Source organism: Paenibacillus sp. MT124, assembly GCF_058792755.1.
In genome coordinates, this window is record NZ_CM179500.1 from 5,733,972 (window position 1) to 5,753,930 (window position 19,959).

Below are 19,959 nucleotides of genomic sequence, written 5' to 3' on the forward strand. Positions count from 1 at the left end.
ACATTAAAGATGTTCATTTATCTTCTTGTTTTCTTGTCATCATCAGTATGGCCTTTGTACGTACGGGTTGGAGCGAACTCACCCAATTTGTGTCCGACCATGTCCTCAGTCACGTATACTGGCACGTGTTTACGTCCGTCATATACGCCGAATGTGTGTCCGATGAATTGTGGGAAAATTGTAGAGCGACGGGACCAGGTTTTGATAACGTTCTTTTTACCGGAAGCGTCCATCTCTTCTACCTTTTTCAGCATGTAGCCATCAATGAATGGCCCTTTTTTCAAACTGCGACCCATGTGGAGATCCTCCCTTCAAACGTAGCGTTTATGCATCCGCAGATGCCTCACGAAGTTATGCACAGTGTGTATTACTTCGTGCGGCGGCGAATGATGTATTTATCAGAAGCTTTATTTTTCTTACGCGTTTTGTAACCAAGAGTAGGTTTACCCCATGGTGACATTGGCGATTTACGTCCGATTGGAGCACGACCTTCACCACCACCGTGTGGGTGATCGTTAGGGTTCATTACTACACCACGAACTTCAGGACGTTGTCCCAACCAACGGCTACGACCGGCTTTACCGATTTTGATGAGCTCGTGGTCTTGGTTACCAACAGACCCGATTGTTGCACGGCAAACTTTCAGAATACGACGAACTTCTCCGGAAGAGAGACGAACGGAAACGTATTTTTCTTCTTTACCAAGCAATTGAGCTTCTGTACCAGCAGCACGAACCAATTGTCCGCCTTTACCTGGTTTCAACTCGATGTTGTGGATAACGGTACCTACTGGAATGTTTTCAAGTGGCAGTGCGTTACCGATTTTGATGTCGGATTCAGGACCGGAGAAGATTTGATCTCCAACTTTCAATCCTTTAGGAGCGATGATGTAACGTTTCTCACCATCAGCATAGTGGATCAGGGCGATGTTCGATGTACGGTTCGGGTCATACTCGATCGTAGCAACGCGGCCCGGTATTCCATCTTTAGTACGTTTGAAGTCAATGATACGGTATTTACGTTTATGTCCACCACCGTGGTGACGAACTGTAATTTTACCTTGGTTGTTGCGGCCAGCCTTTTTGCTCAGTGGGGCCAACAACGATTTCTCCGGCTGATCTGTGGTGATTTCCTCAAATGTAGATACGGACATGTTCCGTCTTGCCGGGGATGTCGGTTTATACTTTTTGATTGGCACTGGGTTTCCCTCCTTACTTCAACAATTTCAATTATACAGTTTCAAAGAACTCAAGCGTTTTGCTGTCTTGTGTCAGTGTTACAAACGCTTTTTTCCATTCGCTAGTATATCCGGAATAACGTCCGTACCGTTTAGGCTTAGCTGGAACACGAAGAGTGTTCACGTTTTTCACTTTTACGTTGAAAATAGCTTCCACGGCTTTTTTGATCTCGGTTTTGTTTGCACGGATATCGACTTCAAATACATATTTCAAGTCATTCATCATGTCAGCAGTACGTTCCGTAATAATCGGACGTTTAACAATATCACGAGGATCCTTCATTACGCGAGCACCTCCTCTACCTTCTGAACTGCTTCTTTCGTAATGATCAGTTTGTCGTGCGCAAGCACGTCAAGAACATTAATGCCGTCAGCTGCTACGAATTTCACGCCAGGAATATTCCGTGCGGAAAGAGCCACATTATCATCATAGCTAGGAGCTACGATCAAAGCTTTGCGTCCAACTTTCAAGTTGTTCAAGATGGCTGCAAATTCTTTTGTTTTAGGTGTGCTCAACGAAAGAGCGTCCAAAACGATAATGTCATTGTCGAGCACTTTGGATGAAAGAGCTGATTTGATCGCCAGACGGCGAACTTTCTTAGGCAGTTTGTACGCATAGCTCCGTGGTGTCGGACCAAATACGATACCGCCGCCTTTCCATTGTGGAGAACGAATCGAACCTTGACGAGCGCGACCTGTACCTTTTTGTTTCCAAGGCTTACGTCCACCGCCACGTACTTCAGAACGTCCTTTTACTTTGTGGGTACCTTGACGAAGGGAAGCGCGTTGCATAAGCACTGCATCGTACAGAACGGAAGTGTTCGGCTCTACTCCGAATACTGCATCGTTCAGTTCAACTTCGCCCACTTGGCTACCATCTACATTGTAAACTGATACTTTTGGCATTTTGTGTTCCTCCTTTCTTCAGTGGTTATTTTTTCACCGTTTCTTTAACTTTTACAAGACTGTTTTTCGGTCCAGGAATGGAACCCTTCACGAGCAACACGTTACGCTCAGCGTCTACTTTAACAACTTCAAGACGTTGGATTGTAACAGTCTCATGACCCATGTGTCCTGGCAAGTGTTTGCCTTTAGGAACGCGGTTAGCTTGGATCGAACCCATCGAACCCGGGCCACGGTGATAACGAGAACCGTGAGACATAGGTCCAGTGCTTTGTCCCCAACGTTTGATTACGCCGGCAAAACCTTTACCTTTAGAAATACCCGTTACGTCAACGAATTCGCCTTCTGCGAAAATGTCAGCTTTCAACTCTTGGCCAACTTCATATTCCGCGATGTTGATGCCGCGAAGTTCACGAACGTAGCGCTTAGGGGCAGTATTCGCTTTTTTAGCGTGTCCTGCTTCTGGCTTATTGGCATTTTTCTCTTTCTTATCGGAGTAACCGATTTGAACTGCTTCGTAGCCATCGTTCTCAAGATCTTTCTTTTGCAAAACAACACAAGGTCCTGCTTCGATAACTGTTACTGGTACTACGTTACCTTCAGCGGTAAACACTTGAGTCATTCCAAGTTTTTTTCCTAAGATACCTTTCATGTTGACACCTCTTTTCCTTTATACATGGTCTTGTTGATTTATATTACAGTTTGATTTCGATATCTACACCGGACGGCAGATCCAAGCGCATCAAGGCATCCACAGTTTGTGGAGTCGGGTTAACGATGTCGATCAAACGCTTATGTGTGCGTTGCTCGAATTGCTCCCGAGAATCCTTGTACTTGTGTACCGCACGAAGAATAGTAATGATTTGTTTTTCAGTTGGAAGCGGAATCGGACCAGATACACCAGCACCCGAACGTTTTGCTGTTTCAACAATTTTCTCCGCGGATTGATCAAGAATTCTGTGGTCGTAAGCTTTCAAACGAATACGAATTTTTTGCTTTGCCATTTTAGTCCCTCCTTCTATCGCCCAATTTATTATCGGACATACTCCGTGAAAATTTTCCGACATCCCTCCCATGGCAAAGGGGCCGGGTGTGTCAGTAACCTCTCACATCATCGCAACGTCTCAGAACAACATTCATTATTATATAGAAAAAATGGGCGTATTGCAAGCATATTTAAGAAAAACATTTAAACTAATCTTTTCATATCGAAATGACGTTGTTTAATGTGTTGTTCCCTTGTTATGCAAGCTGCCTTAACCGATCTTTTATATACATCTGATTGCTATTCACAGTATGACGCAGGTTCCGAATCTCTTACACATAATAAAAGAGTTCTTTATCCGATGTCGGATAAAGAACTCTTCCGAAGCTTCGTTACAGTACAATGTTACTCGTTCCAGTACACTGTTGCATATGCTTACTCAGCAGAAAGCTGAATTATTTTTGGATGGATGCTACTGCACCGGCACCAACTGTACGTCCACCTTCGCGGATCGCGAAGCGTGTACCTTCTTCAATCGCAATTGGATTGATCAGTTGTACAGTTACTGTGATGTTGTCGCCTGGCATTACCATTTCAGTACCTTCTGGCAGGTTGATGATACCTGTTACGTCAGTTGTACGGAAATAGAATTGTGGACGGTATCCTGTGAAGAAAGGTTTGTGACGTCCACCCTCTTCTTTAGTCAGAACGTATACTTGAGCTGTAAATTCTGTGTGTGGTTTAACAGAACCTGGTTTAGCAAGTACTTGTCCACGCTCGATGCTTTCACGGTCAACACCACGCAGCAATGCGCCGATGTTGTCACCCGCTTGAGCGGAATCCAGCAATTTACGGAACATTTCAACGCCCGTAACTACGGATTTTTTAGTTTCTTCGTGGATACCCACGATTTCGATCTCTTCACCGACTTTAACAGTACCACGCTCTACACGACCTGTAGCAACTGTACCACGACCAGTGATGGAGAATACGTCCTCAACTGGCATCAAGAAAGGTTTGTCAGTGTCGCGCTCTGGAGTTGGGATGTAAGTATCGATTTCTTTGAACATCTCAACGATTTTTTGAGCCCACTCACCATCAGGATTTTGCAGAGCTTCACGAGCGGATCCACGAGTGATTGGAGTATCGTCACCTGGGAACTCATATTCGTTGAGCAAGTCGCGAACTTCCATTTCAACCAGTTCCAACAACTCTTCGTCTTCAACCATGTCGCATTTGTTCAAGAATACAACGATGTAAGGTACGCCTACTTGACGGGAGAGCAAGATGTGCTCACGAGTTTGTGGCATTGGGCCGTCAGCTGCGGATACTACCAAGATAGCTCCGTCCATTTGTGCCGCGCCAGTGATCATGTTTTTAACATAGTCGGCGTGACCTGGGCAGTCAACGTGAGCGTAGTGACGAGCGTCAGTTTCGTACTCAACGTGAGCTGTGGAGATTGTGATACCGCGTTCGCGCTCTTCTGGAGCTTTGTCGATTTGATCGAAAGCGATCGCTGCGCCACCGTAAGTTTTGGACAATACAGTAGTGATTGCAGCAGTCAGAGTTGTTTTACCATGGTCGACGTGACCGATAGTACCAATGTTAACGTGTGGTTTATTACGTTCGTATTTAGCCTTTGCCATTTGAACGTGGCCTCCTTAAAATGTTAAATTTTATGTTTTCACTGGACGTTAGCATCTAGAAGATTATATCCCTATGCACTAGCGTCCAGTGTGAGAAAACTACTCGGTGCCTTTTGTTTTGGCAACGATCTCTTCAGCGATGCTCTTAGGAACTTCTTCATAGTGAGAAAGCTCCATGGAGAATACGCCGCGTCCTTGAGTACCGGAACGAAGAGTTGTAGAGTATCCGAACATTTCGGACAAAGGTACTTTAGCACGAATGATTTGAGCTCCACTACGGGAATCCATACCTTCAATGCGGCCACGACGGGAGTTCAACATACCCATAACGTCACCCATGTACTCTTCCGGAACGGTTACTTCTACTTTCATGATTGGCTCAAGCAGAACTGGACTACATTTGTCTTTTGCTGCTTTCAGCGCCATCGATCCGGCAATTTTAAATGCCATCTCGTTGGAATCGACATCATGGTAAGATCCGTCTACAATTGTAGCCTTAACGTCTACAAGCGGGAAGCCTGCAATAACGCCGTTTTTCATTTGCTCTTCAATCCCTGACAGTGCTGGTTGAATGTATTCTCTCGGAACCGAACCACCGACAATCTTACTTTCGAACTGACTGCCTGTACCTGGCTCGAGTGGTTCGAACTCAACCCATACGTGACCGTATTGACCACGACCACCGGATTGACGAACGAATTTACCTTCAACACGCGCTGGAGCACGGAATGTTTCGCGGTAAGCTACTTGTGGTTTACCCACAGTAGTTTCAACCTTGAACTCACGACGCATACGGTCGATGATGATATCAAGGTGAAGCTCACCCATACCTGCCAAGATTGTTTGACCTGTTTCTTCGTCAGTGTGAGCGCGAAGAGTTGGATCCTCTTCTGTCAACTTACCGAGAGCAACACCCATTTTATCTTGGTCAGCTTTGGTTTTAGGTTCAACGGCGATTTCGATAACCGGATCAGGGAAGTTCATCGATTCCAAGATAACCGGGTTTTTCTCATCACATAGTGTATCACCTGTACCTGTATCTTTCAAACCTACGGCAGCTGCAATGTCACCGGAGTAAACTTCAGTGATCTCTTGACGGCTGTTCGCGTGCATTTGAAGGATACGACCGATACGCTCACGTTTGTTTTTAGTGGCATTCAATACGTAAGAACCGGATTGAAGAATACCGGAGTATACGCGGAAGAATGTCAATTTACCAACGTAAGGGTCAGTCATGATTTTGAAGGCCAATGCAGAGAATGGCTCTTCATCGGAAGACTTGCGAACTGCTTCTGTTCCGTCTTCAAGGAGACCCTTGATTGCTGGAACGTCAACTGGAGCTGGCAAGTAGTCGATAACAGCGTCCAACATCAGTTGAACACCTTTGTTACGATAAGAGGATCCACAGATTACTGGGAAGATCTTAACTTCTACTACACCTTTACGGAGAGCGGATTTGATCTCTTCAACAGTGATCTCTTCGCCTTCCAGGTATTTCATAGTCAATTCTTCGTCCAGTTCTGCAACCCGCTCAATCAATTCGTTGCGGAGTTCTTCAACTTGATCAGCAAATTCCGCAGGAATTTCGGTTTCTTCGATATTTTGTCCAAGGTCATCTTTGTACATATGAGCCTTTTGTTCAACGATATCGATGATACCTACAAAATCATTTTCAGCGCCGATTGGCAGTTGAATCGCAACTGCGTTCGCTTGAAGGCGATCACGCATGTCAGCGACAACGTTCAAAAAGTCAGCACCGATGATATCCATTTTATTTACGTAAGCGATACGAGGTACGCCGTAACGGTCAGCCTGTCTCCATACAGTTTCAGACTGAGGCTCAACGCCTTCTTTCGCACTGAATACACCAACTGCTCCGTCCAATACACGAAGGGAACGTTCAACTTCAACAGTGAAGTCAACGTGTCCCGGGGTATCAATGATATTAACGCGGTGGCCTTTCCAAGCAGCGGTAGTCGCAGCGGAAGTAATCGTAATTCCGCGCTCCTGTTCCTGTTCCATCCAGTCCATTGTCGCAGCGCCTTCGTGAACTTCACCGATTTTGTGCGTACGGCCTGTGTAGAACAAGATCCGCTCAGTTGTCGTGGTTTTACCCGCATCAATATGAGCCATGATCCCGATATTACGTGTATTTTTCAAGGAGAACTCTCTTGCCATGAAATGGGTCTCCCTTCAAAATTGAAGTTTTTATTGTGAACTGAATCCTACCAACGGTAGTGAGCAAACGCTTTGTTCGCTTCAGCCATTTTGTGCGTATCTTCACGTTTCTTAACGGAAGCGCCTGTGTTGTTGGAAGCGTCGATGATCTCAGCCGCCAAACGCTCTTCCATTGTTTTCTCACCGCGGTTGCGGGAGTAGTTCACGAGCCAACGTAAACCCAAAGCAGTACGTCTCTCTGGTTTTACCTCGATTGGTACTTGGTAGTTGGCACCGCCGACACGGCGAGCTTTAACTTCCAGGACTGGCATGATATTCTTGATTGCTGTCTCAAATACTTCCATCGGGTCATTACCCGTGCGTTCTTGGATCAACTTGAACGCATTATACAGAATGCTTTGAGCAACACCGCGTTTTCCGTCGAGCATGATGCGGTTGATCAAACGAGTAACCAACTTGGAGTTGTATACCGGATCTGGCAACACGTCTCTTTTCGTAACTGGACCTTTGCGTGGCATGGATATCCCCCTTTCTTTCTTGCTAAGCTGATCCTGTACCCTGGACATTAAGCCAGAGAATATTCAGGATCGCTTCTTATAATGTGTTAGGCTTTTTTAGCTTTAGGACGTTTAGCACCGTATTTAGAACGAGCTTGCATACGGTTGTTCACGCCTGCAGTATCGAGTGCTCCACGAACGATGTGGTAACGAACCCCTGCAAGGTCCTTAACTTTACCTCCGCGAATCAATACAACACTGTGCTCTTGCAAGTTATGTCCGATACCCGGGATATAAGCAGTTACCTCGAGACGGTTCGTCAAACGAACACGGGCATATTTACGAAGTGCAGAGTTCGGTTTACGTGGAGTCATTGTACCTACACGAGTGCAGACACCACGTTTTTGTGGGGCACTGATGTTAGTAGATTCACGTTTCAAAGCGTTGAACCCTTTTTGCAATGCTGGTGATTTGGACTTTTCAACTTTAGCTTGACGTCCTTTGCGTACCAGTTGGTTAATAGTTGGCATGTGATTGCCACCCCCTTCCTCAATTGTTCATGTTTCTTTATAAACCTCTTATCGCTAAGTCCACAGACCCAGGCGGTTCATAAAAAGACAAATGAAAAGTTTTTGCCTTGGAGAATCCCTAAAAAGTTCTCGGACAAAAACGTTCCTTACCCTATCATTTTGCGACAGCAGCCATTGCTGCTCCCACTCCAATCCCGCAAGCTTTGCCGAGATTTTTCATTGTGTCCACTTTCGTGTACTTCACATTGTGTTGTTCACACAAGGCAATGATTTTGGAAGTGAGCTGCGGATCACTATCTTCGGCCACATAGACCTCAGCAGCCATTCCTGACTGGACCATCCGCATGGTCTGTTTTGTACCTATTTTGACATGAGCATCTTGCAGGCCTTTTTCATTAGACATTGTTCATTCCTCCGAATAGGACATATACAATCAGCTGCTCACGCACCTTTGATATATTAGCATCTAGCGCAAGCAATGTCAATGCTAATCGTAAAACATTTTTTCATAGTTTTCGCACATCAGGAAATGTCCGTCTGCATTAAACAGACGTCCATCCCCTGACATACAAAACTTTATATTCACCCTAAACAGGGGGAATCTATTTAATCAACGGAAACGGGCTCAAGTTCTTCAACTGAAGACTGACCATCTTCCGGCTCAGCAAATTTGATACTGCGGTAACGGTTCATACCTGTACCTGCAGGGATCAGTTTACCGATGATTACATTTTCCTTCAGACCGAGCAACTGATCGACTTTACCTTTGATCGCTGCATCTGTCAGTACACGCGTAGTCTCTTGGAACGATGCCGCAGAGAGGAAGGAGTCTGTTTCGAGAGATGCTTTTGTGATACCGAGCAAGATTGGTTTCGCAACCGCTGGCTCTTTATCACTAAGAATCGCTGTTTTGTTAGCTCTTTCGTACTCATGCGTATCCACGAACGATCCTGGCAGCAGCGTTGTATCTCCTGCATCAACGATGCGGATTTTACGCAGCATTTGACGGATCATAACTTCAACGTGTTTATCATTAATTTCTACGCCCTGGTTACGGTATACGCGTTGTACTTCCTGCAGAATGTAGTTCTGTACACCACGTACGCCTTTGATGCGCAGCATTTCTTTTGGATCGATGGAACCATCAGTCAGCTCGTCGCCTGCTTCGATCTCCATGCCTTCGCTTACGCGAACACGGGAACCGTAGGTAACGGAGTAAACTTTGGATTCCGCTTCACCTTGAATTTCGATTTCGCGACGGTCTTTTGCTTCGCGAATCTCTTTGACAATACCGTCAATCTCACTGATCGTTGCTTGACCCTTAGGATTACGAGCCTCAAACAACTCCTGGATACGCGGCAAACCTTGCGTGATATCGTCTCCGGCTACACCACCGGTGTGGAACGTACGCATTGTCAGCTGTGTTCCTGGCTCACCAATGGATTGTGCAGCGATGATACCAACTGCTTCACCGATCTCCACGTGTTTACCAGTCGCCAGGTTGCGACCGTAACATTTTTTGCAGACACCATGACGAGCACGGCAGCTGAGTACGGAGCGGATTTGCAATTTGGTTACACCTGCTTTGATGATTGCCTCTGCTTTGTCGGAGTCAATCAGCTCATTGCGATGTGCAATAATTTCTTTTGTTTCCGGATGACGAACTGTTTCGAAGCAGTATCTTCCTTCGATACGGTCGTAGAGATCTTCAATAACCTCTTTACCATCCTGGATACGGCTAACCGTAAATCCTTTATCTGTACCACAATCATCTTCACGCACGATCACATCTTGTGCCACGTCTACGAGACGACGAGTCAGGTAACCTGAGTCGGCTGTACGCAAGGCCGTATCGGCCAAACCTTTACGGGCACCGTGTGTCGAGATGAAGTATTCGAGTACCGTCAGACCTTCACGGAAGTTCGATTTGATTGGGAGTTCGATGATACGACCAGACGGGTTGGCCATCAGACCACGCATACCGCCCAATTGGGTGATTTGCGATTTGTTACCCCGTGCTTTGGAGTCAACCATCATCATGATGGAGTTGTAACGATCCATCGACTTCATCAGAATCTCGGTGATATCATCTTTCGATTTAGACCAGATATCAATGATGCGGTCATAGCGCTCTTCATTCGTAATCAGACCACGACGGTACTGGTTCGTAACGATTTGTGCTTTTTCTTCGGATTGTCTGAGGATCTCTGTTTTCTCATCTGGTACCACAACGTCCGAAACCGCAACCGTAATACCGGCACGAGTCGAGTACGTGAAACCAAGCTGTTTGATTTTATCCAGAATAACGGCTGTTTCCGTTGTATGGTAAATTTCAAAACAACGAGCGATGATTGTACCCAGATATTCCTTACCAACACCACCTGCTTGAGGTGCGTTCATGATTGCTTCTCTCAGGTCAGTCCCCTTCTCATACACAAAGAAATGCTCTGCAGTACCTTGATAAAGGTTTGCACGAGTTGCATCGTTAATGTAAGGGAAACTTGCTGGGAAGATTTCATTAAAGATGATTTTACCGACAGTTGTCAGCAACATTGCATCTTGTTGTTTTTCAGTAAAGCTAGTTTTACCCAGAGCTTTAACCGGAATCGCTACGCGTGCATGCAAGCCGGCAGTACCACGTTGATACGCAGATACAGCCTCGTTCACTGTACGCAGGATCATGCCAGTACCCTTTTCTTCCTTGTTGTCCATAGTCAGGTAGTATGAACCTAGGACCATATCCTGGGAAGGGGTAACAACTGGTTTACCGTCTTTCGGGTTCAAAATGTTACCAGATGCAAGCATCAGGATACGCGCTTCCGCTTGTGCCTCAGCAGACAACGGAACGTGCACGGCCATTTGGTCACCGTCAAAGTCGGCATTGTATGCCGTACATACGAGTGGGTGAAGACGAATGGCTTTACCTTCAACCAGAATTGGTTCGAACGCTTGAATACCGAGACGGTGAAGCGTAGGGGCACGGTTGAGTAGAACCGGATGCTCCTTAATTACTTCTTCAAGAACATCCCATACTTCAGGACTTACACGCTCAACTTTACGTTTTGCGCTCTTGATATTGTGGGCAAGCCCTTTATTCACAAGTTCTTTCATTACGAAAGGCTTGAACAGTTCAAGTGCCATATCTTTTGGCAGACCACACTGATACATCTTCAGGTAAGGTCCGACAACGATAACAGAACGACCAGAATAGTCAACACGTTTACCGAGCAAGTTTTGACGGAAACGTCCTTGTTTACCTTTCAGCATGTGGCTGAGAGATTTCAATGGACGGTTACCAGGCCCCGTTACCGGGCGTCCGCGACGACCGTTGTCGATCAATGCGTCAACAGCTTCCTGCAGCATCCGTTTTTCGTTCTGCACGATGATGTCTGGTGCGCCCAGATCAAGCAAGCGTTTCAGACGGTTGTTCCGGTTAATTACACGGCGGTACAGATCATTCAAGTCAGACGTTGCAAAACGTCCACCATCCAATTGTACCATTGGACGAAGCTCCGGCGGGATAACAGGAAGTACATCCATGATCATCCACTCAGGTTTGTTACCTGAGTTGCGGAAAGCTTCAATAACTTCCAAACGTTTGATTGCACGGTTACGACGTTGTCCTTGTGCAGTGCGGAGCTCTTCCTTCAGGAATTCAAGCTCTTTGTCTACATCAAGGTCTTGAAGCAGTTTTTTAACCGCTTCTGCACCCATGCCAGCTTGGAAACCATATCCGTATTTTTCACGGTAGCTGCGGTATTCTTTCTCGGACAACAGCTGTTTTTTCTCCAGTGGAGTTTCTCCTGGATCAGTTACTACATAAGATGCAAAATAGATAATCTCCTCAAGTGATCTTGGAGACATATCCAAAGCGAGACCCATGCGGCTCGGAATACCTTTGAAGTACCAGATGTGCGATACCGGAGCAGCGAGCTCAATATGGCCCATCCGTTCACGGCGTACTTTGGCACGTGTTACTTCAACACCACAGCGGTCACAGACAACGCCTTTATAACGAACGCGTTTGTATTTACCACAGTGACATTCCCAGTCTTTCGTAGGGCCAAAAATCTTTTCGCAGAACAGCCCTTCTTTTTCCGGTTTCAACGTACGATAGTTGATCGTTTCCGGTTTTTTCACTTCTCCGCGGGACCAAGAACGAATTTTTTCTGGGGAAGCAAGCCCGATCTTCATGTATTCGAAATTGTTGACGTCCAACAAGGAGCAACCCTCCTTAACCAATTCCTGTATTCTAGGTTACGCCTTCTCCGGCCGAAGCCGGAGCAAGACGCGAGCCTGATGAAAAACGCCGGTCATCATGCGCCCGAAGTGGTTACTCCACTCCGACCTCTGAACCCTCAAGGTTGAGGCTGAGCTTATCGCTCGCAGCGTCATCTTCATCGTCCATTTCTTTCATTTCAATCTCTTGTTCATCTTCACTCAAAATCTTAACGTCCATACCCAAGCTTTGCAGCTCTTTGATCAATACTTTGAACGATTCAGGAACACCCGGCTCCGGAACATTCTCACCTTTGACAATGGACTCATATGTTTTCACCCGACCAACAACATCATCGGACTTAACAGTCAAGATTTCTTGCAGAGTATAGGCAGCGCCGTATGCTTCAAGCGCCCAAACCTCCATCTCCCCGAAACGCTGTCCACCGAATTGGGCTTTACCACCCAGCGGCTGTTGCGTAACGAGTGAGTAAGGACCTGTGGAACGGGCATGGATTTTATCATCAACCATGTGCGCCAGCTTGATCATGTGCATGACGCCGACAGTTACTTCACGTTCAAACTCTTCACCCGTACGGCCATCGTACAGAACGGTTTTACCATTACGCTGCATGCCTGCTTCTTCCATCGTATCGAAGACGTCATACTCTTTCGCTCCGTCGAATACAGGAGTAGCTACGTGGATACCGAGCTGCATAGCAGCCATACCCAAGTGAACTTCGAGCACTTGACCGATGTTCATCCGGGAAGGTACGCCCAGCGGGTTAAGAACGATTTGAACCGGTGTTCCGTCCGGCAGGAATGGCATATCTTCTTCCGGCAGGATACGAGCTACGACCCCTTTGTTACCGTGACGTCCGGCCATTTTATCACCCTCGGAGATTTTCCGTTTTTGAGCGATATAGACACGAACGAGTTGGTTAACACCTGGAGGCAGTTCATCACCGTTTTCACGGGTAAATACTTTCACGTCTACGACGATCCCGTCAGTACCGTGAGGCACACGCAAGGATGTATCACGAACTTCGCGTGCTTTCTCACCGAAGATTGCATGCAGGAGACGTTCTTCCGCAGTCAGTTCAGTTACACCTTTAGGCGTTACTTTACCAACCAGGATATCGCCAGCAGCGATTTCGGCACCAATCCGGATAATACCACGCTCATCGAGGTTACGCAGCGCTTCTTCCCCTACGTTAGGGATGTCACGTGTGATCTCTTCAGGTCCGAGCTTGGTATCACGCGCTTCTGACTCATACTCCTCGATGTGGATGGATGTGTAGACATCTTCCTTCACGAGTTTTTCACTAAGTAGAATCGCATCCTCGTAGTTGTAACCTTCCCAAGTCATGAAGGCAACAACGACGTTGCGTCCCAAAGCCAATTCTCCCATTTCCGTCGAAGGACCGTCAGCGAGGATGTCGCCAGCTTTGACAACAGCACCACGTTTGACAATCGGACGTTGGTTAATGCATGTTCCTTGGTTCGAACGCATAAATTTGTGTAATTTATATTTAACGATATCGCCTTTAACTTCTTGGCCATCTACCTCTTCCACACGACGGAGCCAGATTTCATTCGCAGAAGAACGTTCAATAATCCCGTCATATTTGGAGACAATACATACACCGGAATCTTTTGCAGCTTTGTGTTCCATACCTGTTCCTACAAGCGGAGCTTTAGGAATCAAGAGAGGAACCGCCTGCCGCTGCATGTTGGATCCCATCAGTGCGCGGTTGGAGTCATCGTTCTCAAGGAACGGAATGAGCGCCGTAGCGACGGATACAACTTGTTTAGGAGATACGTCCATGTAGTCAACGCGCTCGCTCGGCATCGTAAGGATGTTATCCGATTGTTTGTTGTAACGTACAATGATCGCTTCTTCTGCAAATGTTCCATCTTCATTCAGTTTCGCGTTCGCTTGAGCGACAACGTAGTTGTCCTCTTCGTCTGCTGTCAGATAATCGATTTGCTCGGTTACGACACCAGTCTTCGGATCGACCCAGCGATATGGAGCTTCGATGAAACCATATTCGTTCACACGGGCAAATGTAGACAAGGAGTTGATCAAACCAATGTTTGGTCCCTCTGGAGTCTCGATTGGACACATCCGGCCATAGTGGGATGGATGGACGTCACGGACTTCCATGCCTGCACGCTCACGTGTCAAACCGCCCGGTCCGAGTGCGGACAGACGACGTTTATGCGTCAACTCACCCAGAGGGTTCGTTTGATCCATAAACTGTGACAATTGGGAGCTACCGAAGAACTCTTTAATAGATGCAATTACAGGACGTATGTTAATCAATGCCTGTGGCGTGATCACGTTAGCATCCTGAATGGACATTCTCTCACGAACAACACGTTCCATACGGGACAAACCGATACGGAACTGGTTTTGCAAGAGTTCACCAACCGAACGCAGACGACGGTTACCCAGGTGATCGATATCATCTGTGCTTCCGATGCCGTGCAGAAGGTTAATGAAATAACTGATTGAAGAAATGATATCTGCCGGTGTTACGTTCTTCACTGATTTATCAATGTTAGCATTGGCAATCAGTTTAACGACTTTACCATCTTCAATCGGCGAGAACACATCAATTGTTTGCATTGGAATATCATTCGCATCCAGAACTCCGTTAGCTACGTGATACGTACGGAAGCCAACACTCTTCTCCAGATATGGCATGATTTCATCGAGCAAACGACGGTCAACCATTTGACCTGCTTCGGCGATAATTTCGCCAGTTTCAGTATCAACGAGAGACTCAGCCAAACGTTGATTGAACAAACGGTTTTTGATGTGGAGCTTTTTGTTGATTTTGTAACGACCTACGTTAGCCAGGTCATAGCGTTTTGGATCAAAGAAACGAGCTACGAGCAAGCTTTTCGCGTTATCCAGCGTTGGTGGCTCGCCCGGACGAAGACGCTCATAAATTTCAATCAGCGCTTTCTCCGTGGAATCCGTATTGTCTTTGTCCAGCGTGTTGCGAATATATTCGTCATTACCGAGCAGATCCAGAATCTCAGCGTCTGTGCCAAAACCAAGAGCACGCAGTAGAACCGTAACTGGAATTTTACGTGTACGGTCGATCCGGACGTATACAACATCCTTCGCGTCCATCTCCAGTTCGAGCCAAGCGCCGCGGTTAGGAATAACTGTAGCGGTATACGTTTTTTTGGCGTTCTTATCTACTTTGGTACTGAAGTAAACGCTAGGAGAGCGAACCAACTGGCTGACAATAACCCGTTCCGCACCATTAATAATAAATGTGCCGGTTTCGGTCATCAGCGGGAAATCTCCCATGAATACTTCCTGCTCTTTGACTTCGCCGGTTTCCTTATTAATGAGCCGGACTTTGACCCGAAGCGGTGCTGCATAAGTAACGTCACGCTCTTTCGCGTCGTCTACTGTATACTTCGGTTCACCGAGACTGTAATCGATAAATTCCAAAATCAAGTTGCCTGTAAAATCCTGGATCGGCGAGATATCCTGGAACATTTCGCGCAACCCTTCCTCCAAAAACCAATCGTAAGATTTTTGTTGGATCTCAATCAGGTTCGGAACTTCGAGTATCTCGTTAATTCGTGCATAACTGCGCCGAGTGCGTCGACCATATTGAACAAGATGTCCTGCCAACTTAAACTCACCCCTCAATGTCTACTCACTTTAAAAATTTCGTTGCGAACCTCTGTTTGTAACCTTATAATGGTACACATACAGAGCAAAGCAATGCATCCACAAATAAAGAAAAGCCCTTACTCGAATGTCGTTCGAAAAAAGAGCAACTTTGATCGGCGGATGTCTTCCAAAATCATACTTATCCCCAGTTTGCCCAAAATGTACATATTATACGCCAAACGTAGGCATAATAAGCCCGTTCGGCGTAAAAAAAGATTGACATTTTTAGTTAGCTAAAGCCAAGTAGGGCATCTTAATACTGACATTTTACAATAATACCACGACCTGAATTTCAAGTCAATAGTCCTATTGCAAAAAAAATGCTCCCCTGCTTACTTTACAAATCGGAAACTAGCCTTCGGACGAGTCCTCCGTTTTCACCGCTTTGAAAATCCGGTAGCCTTTATCTTTCGTTACTTCTTCCACTCTGCCAAACAAGGATTCCAGCTTCGCTTTTGCCGAAGGAGCCCCTTGCTTTTTCTGAATGACAATCCACAACGAACCACCTACCTTCAGATGCTGATACGCCTGCTCAAAAATGGTATGAACGGTTTCCTTCCCTGCTCGAATCGGCGGGTTGGTTAGAACTGCGTCAAAATCCTTCTGGTTCACTTCAGAAAGTAGATTACTTTGCATTACCGTTACATTCGTGATTCCATTTGCTTTTGCATTCTCTCTGGAAAGCTCAACCGCTCTCTCGTTGATATCAATCATGGTGACATGTCCCTCGGGTACAAGCTTGGCTGCCGTAAGACCAATTGGTCCATACCCGCAACCCACATCCAGAACATGAGCCCCAGCAGTTAACTCTATTGCATCAATCAGTACTCTGCTGCCGTAATCGATTCCGCTCTTGGAAAATACACCTGCATCGGTAACGAATCGCAATTTCCATCCACGAAGCTCCGCTTCCGTTGCCCGTCTGTCATGTGCGACCTGCGGTTTGTCCGAATAATAATGATTGGACATGTCCTCACTCACTTTCCATATACAATTACAGCAACAAACCCCTTGATATAAGTCAAGGGGTTTGTTGTTTTGTTCATTCAGCTTGTAAAAGCCAAATTATTTAACTTCGATTGTAGCGCCTGCTTCTTCCAATTTAGCTTTGATGGATTCAGCTTCTTCTTTGCTAACTTTTTCTTTCAATGCTTTTGGAGCATTGTCAACTACTTCTTTAGCTTCTTTCAGGCCAAGACCTGTGATTTCGCGAACTGCTTTGATAACGTTGATTTTGGAAGCGCCAGCGCTTGCCAAGATTACGTCGAACTCGGATTGCTCAGCTTCTGCAGCTGCAGCGCCGCCACCTGCAACAGCTACTGGAGCTGCAGCAGTTACGCCGAATTCTTCTTCGATTGCTTTAACAAGATCGTTCAGTTCCAGTACAGTCATGCCTTTGATTGCTTCCAAGATTTGCTCTTTACTCATGATTGAACCTCCATATATAATTTTATTTTTTTGTCATTCAATGCTGCCTAAGCAGCTATCAGATCAAGTAGCTTACGCGCCTTGTTCTTCTTTTTCCGCAACAGCTTTAACCGCAAGCGCGAAGTTGCGCACTGGCGCTTGAAGCACGCTGAGGAGCATGGAGAGGAGACCTTCGCGGGATGGCAGTTCTGCCAATGCCTTAACTTCTTCTACTCCGATTACACGACCTTCAACAACTGCACCTTTCAATTCCAGTGCGTCGTTCTTTTTAGCGAAGTCGTTCAGAATTTTGGCTGGAGCCACAGCATCTTCGGCGCTGAATGCAATTGCAGTAGGACCTGTAAGAACGCTATCGAGTTCTGTCAGTTCTGCTGCAGCAGTCGCACGGCGAAGCAATGTGTTTTTCAGCACTTGGAATTCGATTCCGGCTTCACGAAGCTGCTTACGCAGCTCAGTTACTTGGGCAACGTTCAGACCGCGATAGTCAACAACAACTGTCGTAGCGCTCTCGCGCAATTTCGCTGTTACTGCATCAACGGACTCTTGTTTTGCTTGAATCACTTTTGCGTTTGCCAAACTGTACACCTCCTGATCAAATTTATCCCATTAAGAAAAGCCTCCGTAGAATCACGAAGGCTTGATATATACTCATAATCGATTTACATCGTTCTAAGTTCTATAATCATACCTCGGTAGGAAATTAAGCCTGATGGCACCTACTGTCTACGGCAAGCATATTCAAATGTCAACGGTCAGTCACTCGGACTCACAACTTTTATATCATATCAAAACAGAACAAGTCTGTCAATAGATATTATCTAAAAGATGCTGCGTTCACGCGTGCGCCAGGGCCCATCGTGGAAGAAAGAGAAACATTCTTCAGATAAACACCTTTTGCTGCCGCCGGTTTAGCACGGTTCAGAGCGTCCATGAGAGCTTTCAAGTTCTCGTTCAGTTGCTCTGCAGAGAAAGATGCTTTACCGATCGGTGCATGAATTTGACCTGCACGATCCAGACGATATTCGATTTTACCGGCTTTAATTTCTTGAACAGCCTTGGATACATCGAAAGTTACCGTTCCGGCTTTAGGGTTAGGCATCAGACCTTTACCGCCGAGCAGTCGGCCCAATTTACCTACTTCACTCATCATATCTGGTGTCGCTACGCAGACGTCGAATTCGAACCAGCCTTGTTGGATTTTGTTGATCATGTCTGCATCACCAACATAGTCCGCGCCAGCCGCTTCCGCTTCTTTCGCTTTGTCACCTTTTGCAAATACCAATACGCGTTGTGTTTTACCTGTGCCGTGTGGCAAGACAACTACACCACGTACAGCCTGGTCTTGCTTACGAGGGTCAACGCCCAAGCGTACTGCTGCTTCGATCGTTTCATCGAATTTTGCAGTGGCTGCCTTTTTCACAAGCTCTACAGCTTCTGAAGGCTCGTAAGTTGCTTCGCTGTCGATCAGCTTAGCAGCTTCCAGGTATTTTTTACCGTGTTTAGCCATGTTATATTCCTCCTTTGTGGTTTTAGCGGATATACCTCCCACATCAACCGGCCGCGAATCGGCCGGCTTTACGAAGCCATGTTTCAGATGAAAAATTAGTCTTCGATGGTGATACCCATGCTACGGGCAGTACCTTCGACCATACGCATTGCGGACTCAACGTTCGCTGCATTCAGGTCAGGCATTTTTTGTTCTGCGATTTGACGTACCGCATCACGTTTAACAGTAGCAACTTTTTTCTTGTTCGGTTCGCCGGATCCTTTTTCCACTTTAGCTGCCACTTTCAACAGAACTGCTGCTGGTGGAGTTTTAGTGATGAAAGTAAAGGAACGGTCCTCGAATACTGTGATTTCAACAGGAATAATCAATCCCGCTTGATCGGCTGTACGAGCGTTGAACTCTTTACAGAATGCCATGATGTTGACACCTGCTTGACCCAAAGCTGGACCTACCGGAGGCGCTGGATTCGCTTTACCTGCTGGAATTTGCAGTTTTACCATTTTGATTACCTTTTTTGCCATGATTGACACCTCCTTGCAAAATAGTGGTTAACGAACCTTTCGGTCCTCCCACAAGAAACTTGAAGAGACTATATCTTCTCCACTTGTGTATATTCCAACTCAAGCGGCGTTTCCCGTCCAAACATGTTCACATGCACTTTCAACTTGCTTTTGTCTACCAAAATTTCTTCCACGGAGCCCACAAAATTCGCAAAAGGACCAACTTTAATTCGTACGGATTCCTTAATGTCGAATTCAATTTTCGGCTTCGGCTCAACCATACCCATATGCTTCAGAATTTGTTCCACTTCTTCAGGCAACAGAGCAGTTGGTTTGGACCCGGAACCTGTCGAACCGACAAATCCCGTAACACCCGGTGTATTGCGAACAACATACCAAGAGTCATCCGTTTGGATCATTTCCACCAAGACATAGCCGGGGTAAACTTTACGCATAACGGTCTTTTTCTTACCGTCCTTGTTTACCACTTCTTCTTCCATAGGAACAAGAACGCGGAATATCTTGTCTTCCATGCCCATGGACTCTACGCGTTTTTCCAAATTGGCTTTGACCTTATTCTCATACCCTGAGTAGGTATGAACGACGTACCATCTTTTTTCCATATCA

General features: G+C 46.2%; 19 protein-coding genes and 1 other annotated feature. All 19 genes read right to left on the reverse strand.

Translation table 11 applies throughout. The features are described 5' to 3' along the window. Nucleotides 1–17: 17 nt before the first annotated feature. Complete coding sequence (rpsS, locus tag AC3RCI_RS26075) at nt 18–296, reverse strand: 30S ribosomal protein S19 (protein WP_095293417.1); 279 nt, start codon at nt 294–296, stop codon at nt 18–20. A gap of 71 nt (nt 297–367) precedes the next feature. Beyond that, nucleotides 368–1,198, reverse strand: coding sequence for a 50S ribosomal protein L2 (gene rplB, locus AC3RCI_RS26080; protein ID WP_095293418.1), 831 nt, complete (start codon nt 1,196–1,198; stop codon nt 368–370). A gap of 31 nt (nt 1,199–1,229) precedes the next feature. Then, a complete protein-coding gene (gene rplW, locus AC3RCI_RS26085) occupies nt 1,230–1,520 on the reverse strand; it encodes a 50S ribosomal protein L23 (RefSeq protein ID WP_024633586.1) in 291 nt (96 codons plus the stop codon). Then, a complete protein-coding gene (gene rplD, locus AC3RCI_RS26090) occupies nt 1,520–2,143 on the reverse strand; it encodes a 50S ribosomal protein L4 (RefSeq protein WP_095293419.1) in 624 nt (207 codons plus the stop codon). Before rplD ends, rplW begins: the two co-directional genes overlap by 1 nt. A 25-nt stretch (nt 2,144–2,168) precedes the next feature. Beyond that, a complete protein-coding gene (rplC, locus tag AC3RCI_RS26095) occupies nt 2,169–2,792 on the reverse strand; it encodes a 50S ribosomal protein L3 (protein ID WP_095362280.1) in 624 nt (207 codons plus the stop codon). Between the two features lie 43 nt (nt 2,793–2,835). Continuing rightward, the gene (gene rpsJ / locus AC3RCI_RS26100) at nt 2,836–3,144 is read right to left on the reverse strand and encodes a 30S ribosomal protein S10 (RefSeq protein ID WP_017692074.1); all 309 of its coding nucleotides are present in this window, start codon (nt 3,142–3,144) and stop codon (nt 2,836–2,838) included. Nucleotides 3,145–3,580: 436 nt separating this feature from the next. Beyond that, nucleotides 3,581–4,771 (reverse strand): elongation factor Tu, encoded by a 1,191-nt coding sequence (gene tuf / locus AC3RCI_RS26105; protein WP_095362281.1) that lies wholly within the window; start codon nt 4,769–4,771, stop codon nt 3,581–3,583. A 99-nt stretch (nt 4,772–4,870) separates the two neighbouring features. Further along, nucleotides 4,871–6,949, reverse strand: coding sequence for an elongation factor G (fusA, locus tag AC3RCI_RS26110; protein WP_153980060.1), 2,079 nt, complete (start codon nt 6,947–6,949; stop codon nt 4,871–4,873). 47 nt (nt 6,950–6,996) lie between these two features. Then, complete coding sequence (gene rpsG / locus AC3RCI_RS26115) at nt 6,997–7,467, reverse strand: 30S ribosomal protein S7 (RefSeq protein ID WP_056697679.1); 471 nt, start codon at nt 7,465–7,467, stop codon at nt 6,997–6,999. 86 nt (nt 7,468–7,553) lie between these two features. Next, on the reverse strand, nt 7,554–7,976 hold the full coding sequence (rpsL, locus tag AC3RCI_RS26120; RefSeq protein ID WP_017692070.1) for a 30S ribosomal protein S12: 423 nt from the start codon (nt 7,974–7,976) through the stop codon (nt 7,554–7,556). Between the two features lie 154 nt (nt 7,977–8,130). Next, a complete protein-coding gene (locus AC3RCI_RS26125; protein ID WP_076292165.1) occupies nt 8,131–8,379 on the reverse strand; it encodes a ribosomal L7Ae/L30e/S12e/Gadd45 family protein in 249 nt (82 codons plus the stop codon). Between the two features lie 203 nt (nt 8,380–8,582). Beyond that, nucleotides 8,583–12,197, reverse strand: a complete 3,615-nt coding sequence (gene rpoC, locus AC3RCI_RS26130) for a DNA-directed RNA polymerase subunit beta' (RefSeq protein WP_095293423.1) — start codon at nt 12,195–12,197, stop codon at nt 8,583–8,585. A 112-nt stretch (nt 12,198–12,309) separates the two neighbouring features. Then, nucleotides 12,310–15,855, reverse strand: coding sequence for a DNA-directed RNA polymerase subunit beta (gene rpoB / locus AC3RCI_RS26135; RefSeq protein ID WP_095293424.1), 3,546 nt, complete (start codon nt 15,853–15,855; stop codon nt 12,310–12,312). A gap of 393 nt (nt 15,856–16,248) precedes the next feature. Continuing rightward, nucleotides 16,249–16,866, reverse strand: coding sequence for a class I SAM-dependent methyltransferase (locus tag AC3RCI_RS26140; protein ID WP_492526936.1), 618 nt, complete (start codon nt 16,864–16,866; stop codon nt 16,249–16,251). Between the two features lie 96 nt (nt 16,867–16,962). Further along, complete coding sequence (rplL, locus tag AC3RCI_RS26145) at nt 16,963–17,325, reverse strand: 50S ribosomal protein L7/L12 (RefSeq protein ID WP_095293426.1); 363 nt, start codon at nt 17,323–17,325, stop codon at nt 16,963–16,965. A 72-nt stretch (nt 17,326–17,397) separates the two neighbouring features. Next, nucleotides 17,398–17,901 carry a 50S ribosomal protein L10 gene (rplJ, locus tag AC3RCI_RS26150; RefSeq protein ID WP_095293427.1) on the reverse strand — a complete coding sequence of 168 codons (504 nt, stop codon included), beginning with the start codon at nt 17,899–17,901 and terminating at the stop codon, nt 17,398–17,400. Nucleotides 17,902–17,925: 24 nt separating this feature from the next. Further along, nucleotides 17,926–18,072 (reverse strand) — a sequence feature (ribosomal protein L10 leader region). 67 nt (nt 18,073–18,139) lie between these two features. Further along, nucleotides 18,140–18,832 (reverse strand): 50S ribosomal protein L1, encoded by a 693-nt coding sequence (gene rplA, locus AC3RCI_RS26155; protein ID WP_095293428.1) that lies wholly within the window; start codon nt 18,830–18,832, stop codon nt 18,140–18,142. Nucleotides 18,833–18,927: 95 nt separating this feature from the next. Beyond that, the gene (rplK, locus tag AC3RCI_RS26160; protein WP_053779217.1) at nt 18,928–19,353 is read right to left on the reverse strand and encodes a 50S ribosomal protein L11; all 426 of its coding nucleotides are present in this window, start codon (nt 19,351–19,353) and stop codon (nt 18,928–18,930) included. A gap of 68 nt (nt 19,354–19,421) precedes the next feature. Continuing rightward, complete coding sequence (nusG, locus tag AC3RCI_RS26165) at nt 19,422–19,955, reverse strand: transcription termination/antitermination protein NusG (RefSeq protein ID WP_056697652.1); 534 nt, start codon at nt 19,953–19,955, stop codon at nt 19,422–19,424. Nucleotides 19,956–19,959 lie beyond the last annotated feature (4 nt).

Coding starts and splice junctions, on each gene's coding strand:
- fusA (WP_153980060.1), bottom strand. CDS start 6,949: ATGGCAAGAGAGTTCTCCTTGAAAAATACACGTAATATCGGGATCATG.
- AC3RCI_RS26125 (WP_076292165.1), bottom strand. CDS start 8,379: ATGTCTAATGAAAAAGGCCTGCAAGATGCTCATGTCAAAATAGGTACA.
- rpsJ (WP_017692074.1), bottom strand. CDS start 3,144: ATGGCAAAGCAAAAAATTCGTATTCGTTTGAAAGCTTACGACCACAGA.
- rplC (WP_095362280.1), bottom strand. CDS start 2,792: ATGAAAGGTATCTTAGGAAAAAAACTTGGAATGACTCAAGTGTTTACC.
- AC3RCI_RS26140 (WP_492526936.1), bottom strand. CDS start 16,866: ATGTCCAATCATTATTATTCGGACAAACCGCAGGTCGCACATGACAGA.
- rpsG (WP_056697679.1), bottom strand. CDS start 7,467: ATGCCACGCAAAGGTCCAGTTACGAAAAGAGACGTGTTGCCAGATCCG.
- rpsS (WP_095293417.1), bottom strand. CDS start 296: ATGGGTCGCAGTTTGAAAAAAGGGCCATTCATTGATGGCTACATGCTG.
- rplD (WP_095293419.1), bottom strand. CDS start 2,143: ATGCCAAAAGTATCAGTTTACAATGTAGATGGTAGCCAAGTGGGCGAA.
- rplW (WP_024633586.1), bottom strand. CDS start 1,520: ATGAAGGATCCTCGTGATATTGTTAAACGTCCGATTATTACGGAACGT.
- nusG (WP_056697652.1), bottom strand. CDS start 19,955: ATGGAAAAAAGATGGTACGTCGTTCATACCTACTCAGGGTATGAGAAT.
- rplA (WP_095293428.1), bottom strand. CDS start 18,832: ATGGCTAAACACGGTAAAAAATACCTGGAAGCTGCTAAGCTGATCGAC.
- rpsL (WP_017692070.1), bottom strand. CDS start 7,976: ATGCCAACTATTAACCAACTGGTACGCAAAGGACGTCAAGCTAAAGTT.
- tuf (WP_095362281.1), bottom strand. CDS start 4,771: ATGGCAAAGGCTAAATACGAACGTAATAAACCACACGTTAACATTGGT.
- rplL (WP_095293426.1), bottom strand. CDS start 17,325: ATGAGTAAAGAGCAAATCTTGGAAGCAATCAAAGGCATGACTGTACTG.
- rplK (WP_053779217.1), bottom strand. CDS start 19,353: ATGGCAAAAAAGGTAATCAAAATGGTAAAACTGCAAATTCCAGCAGGT.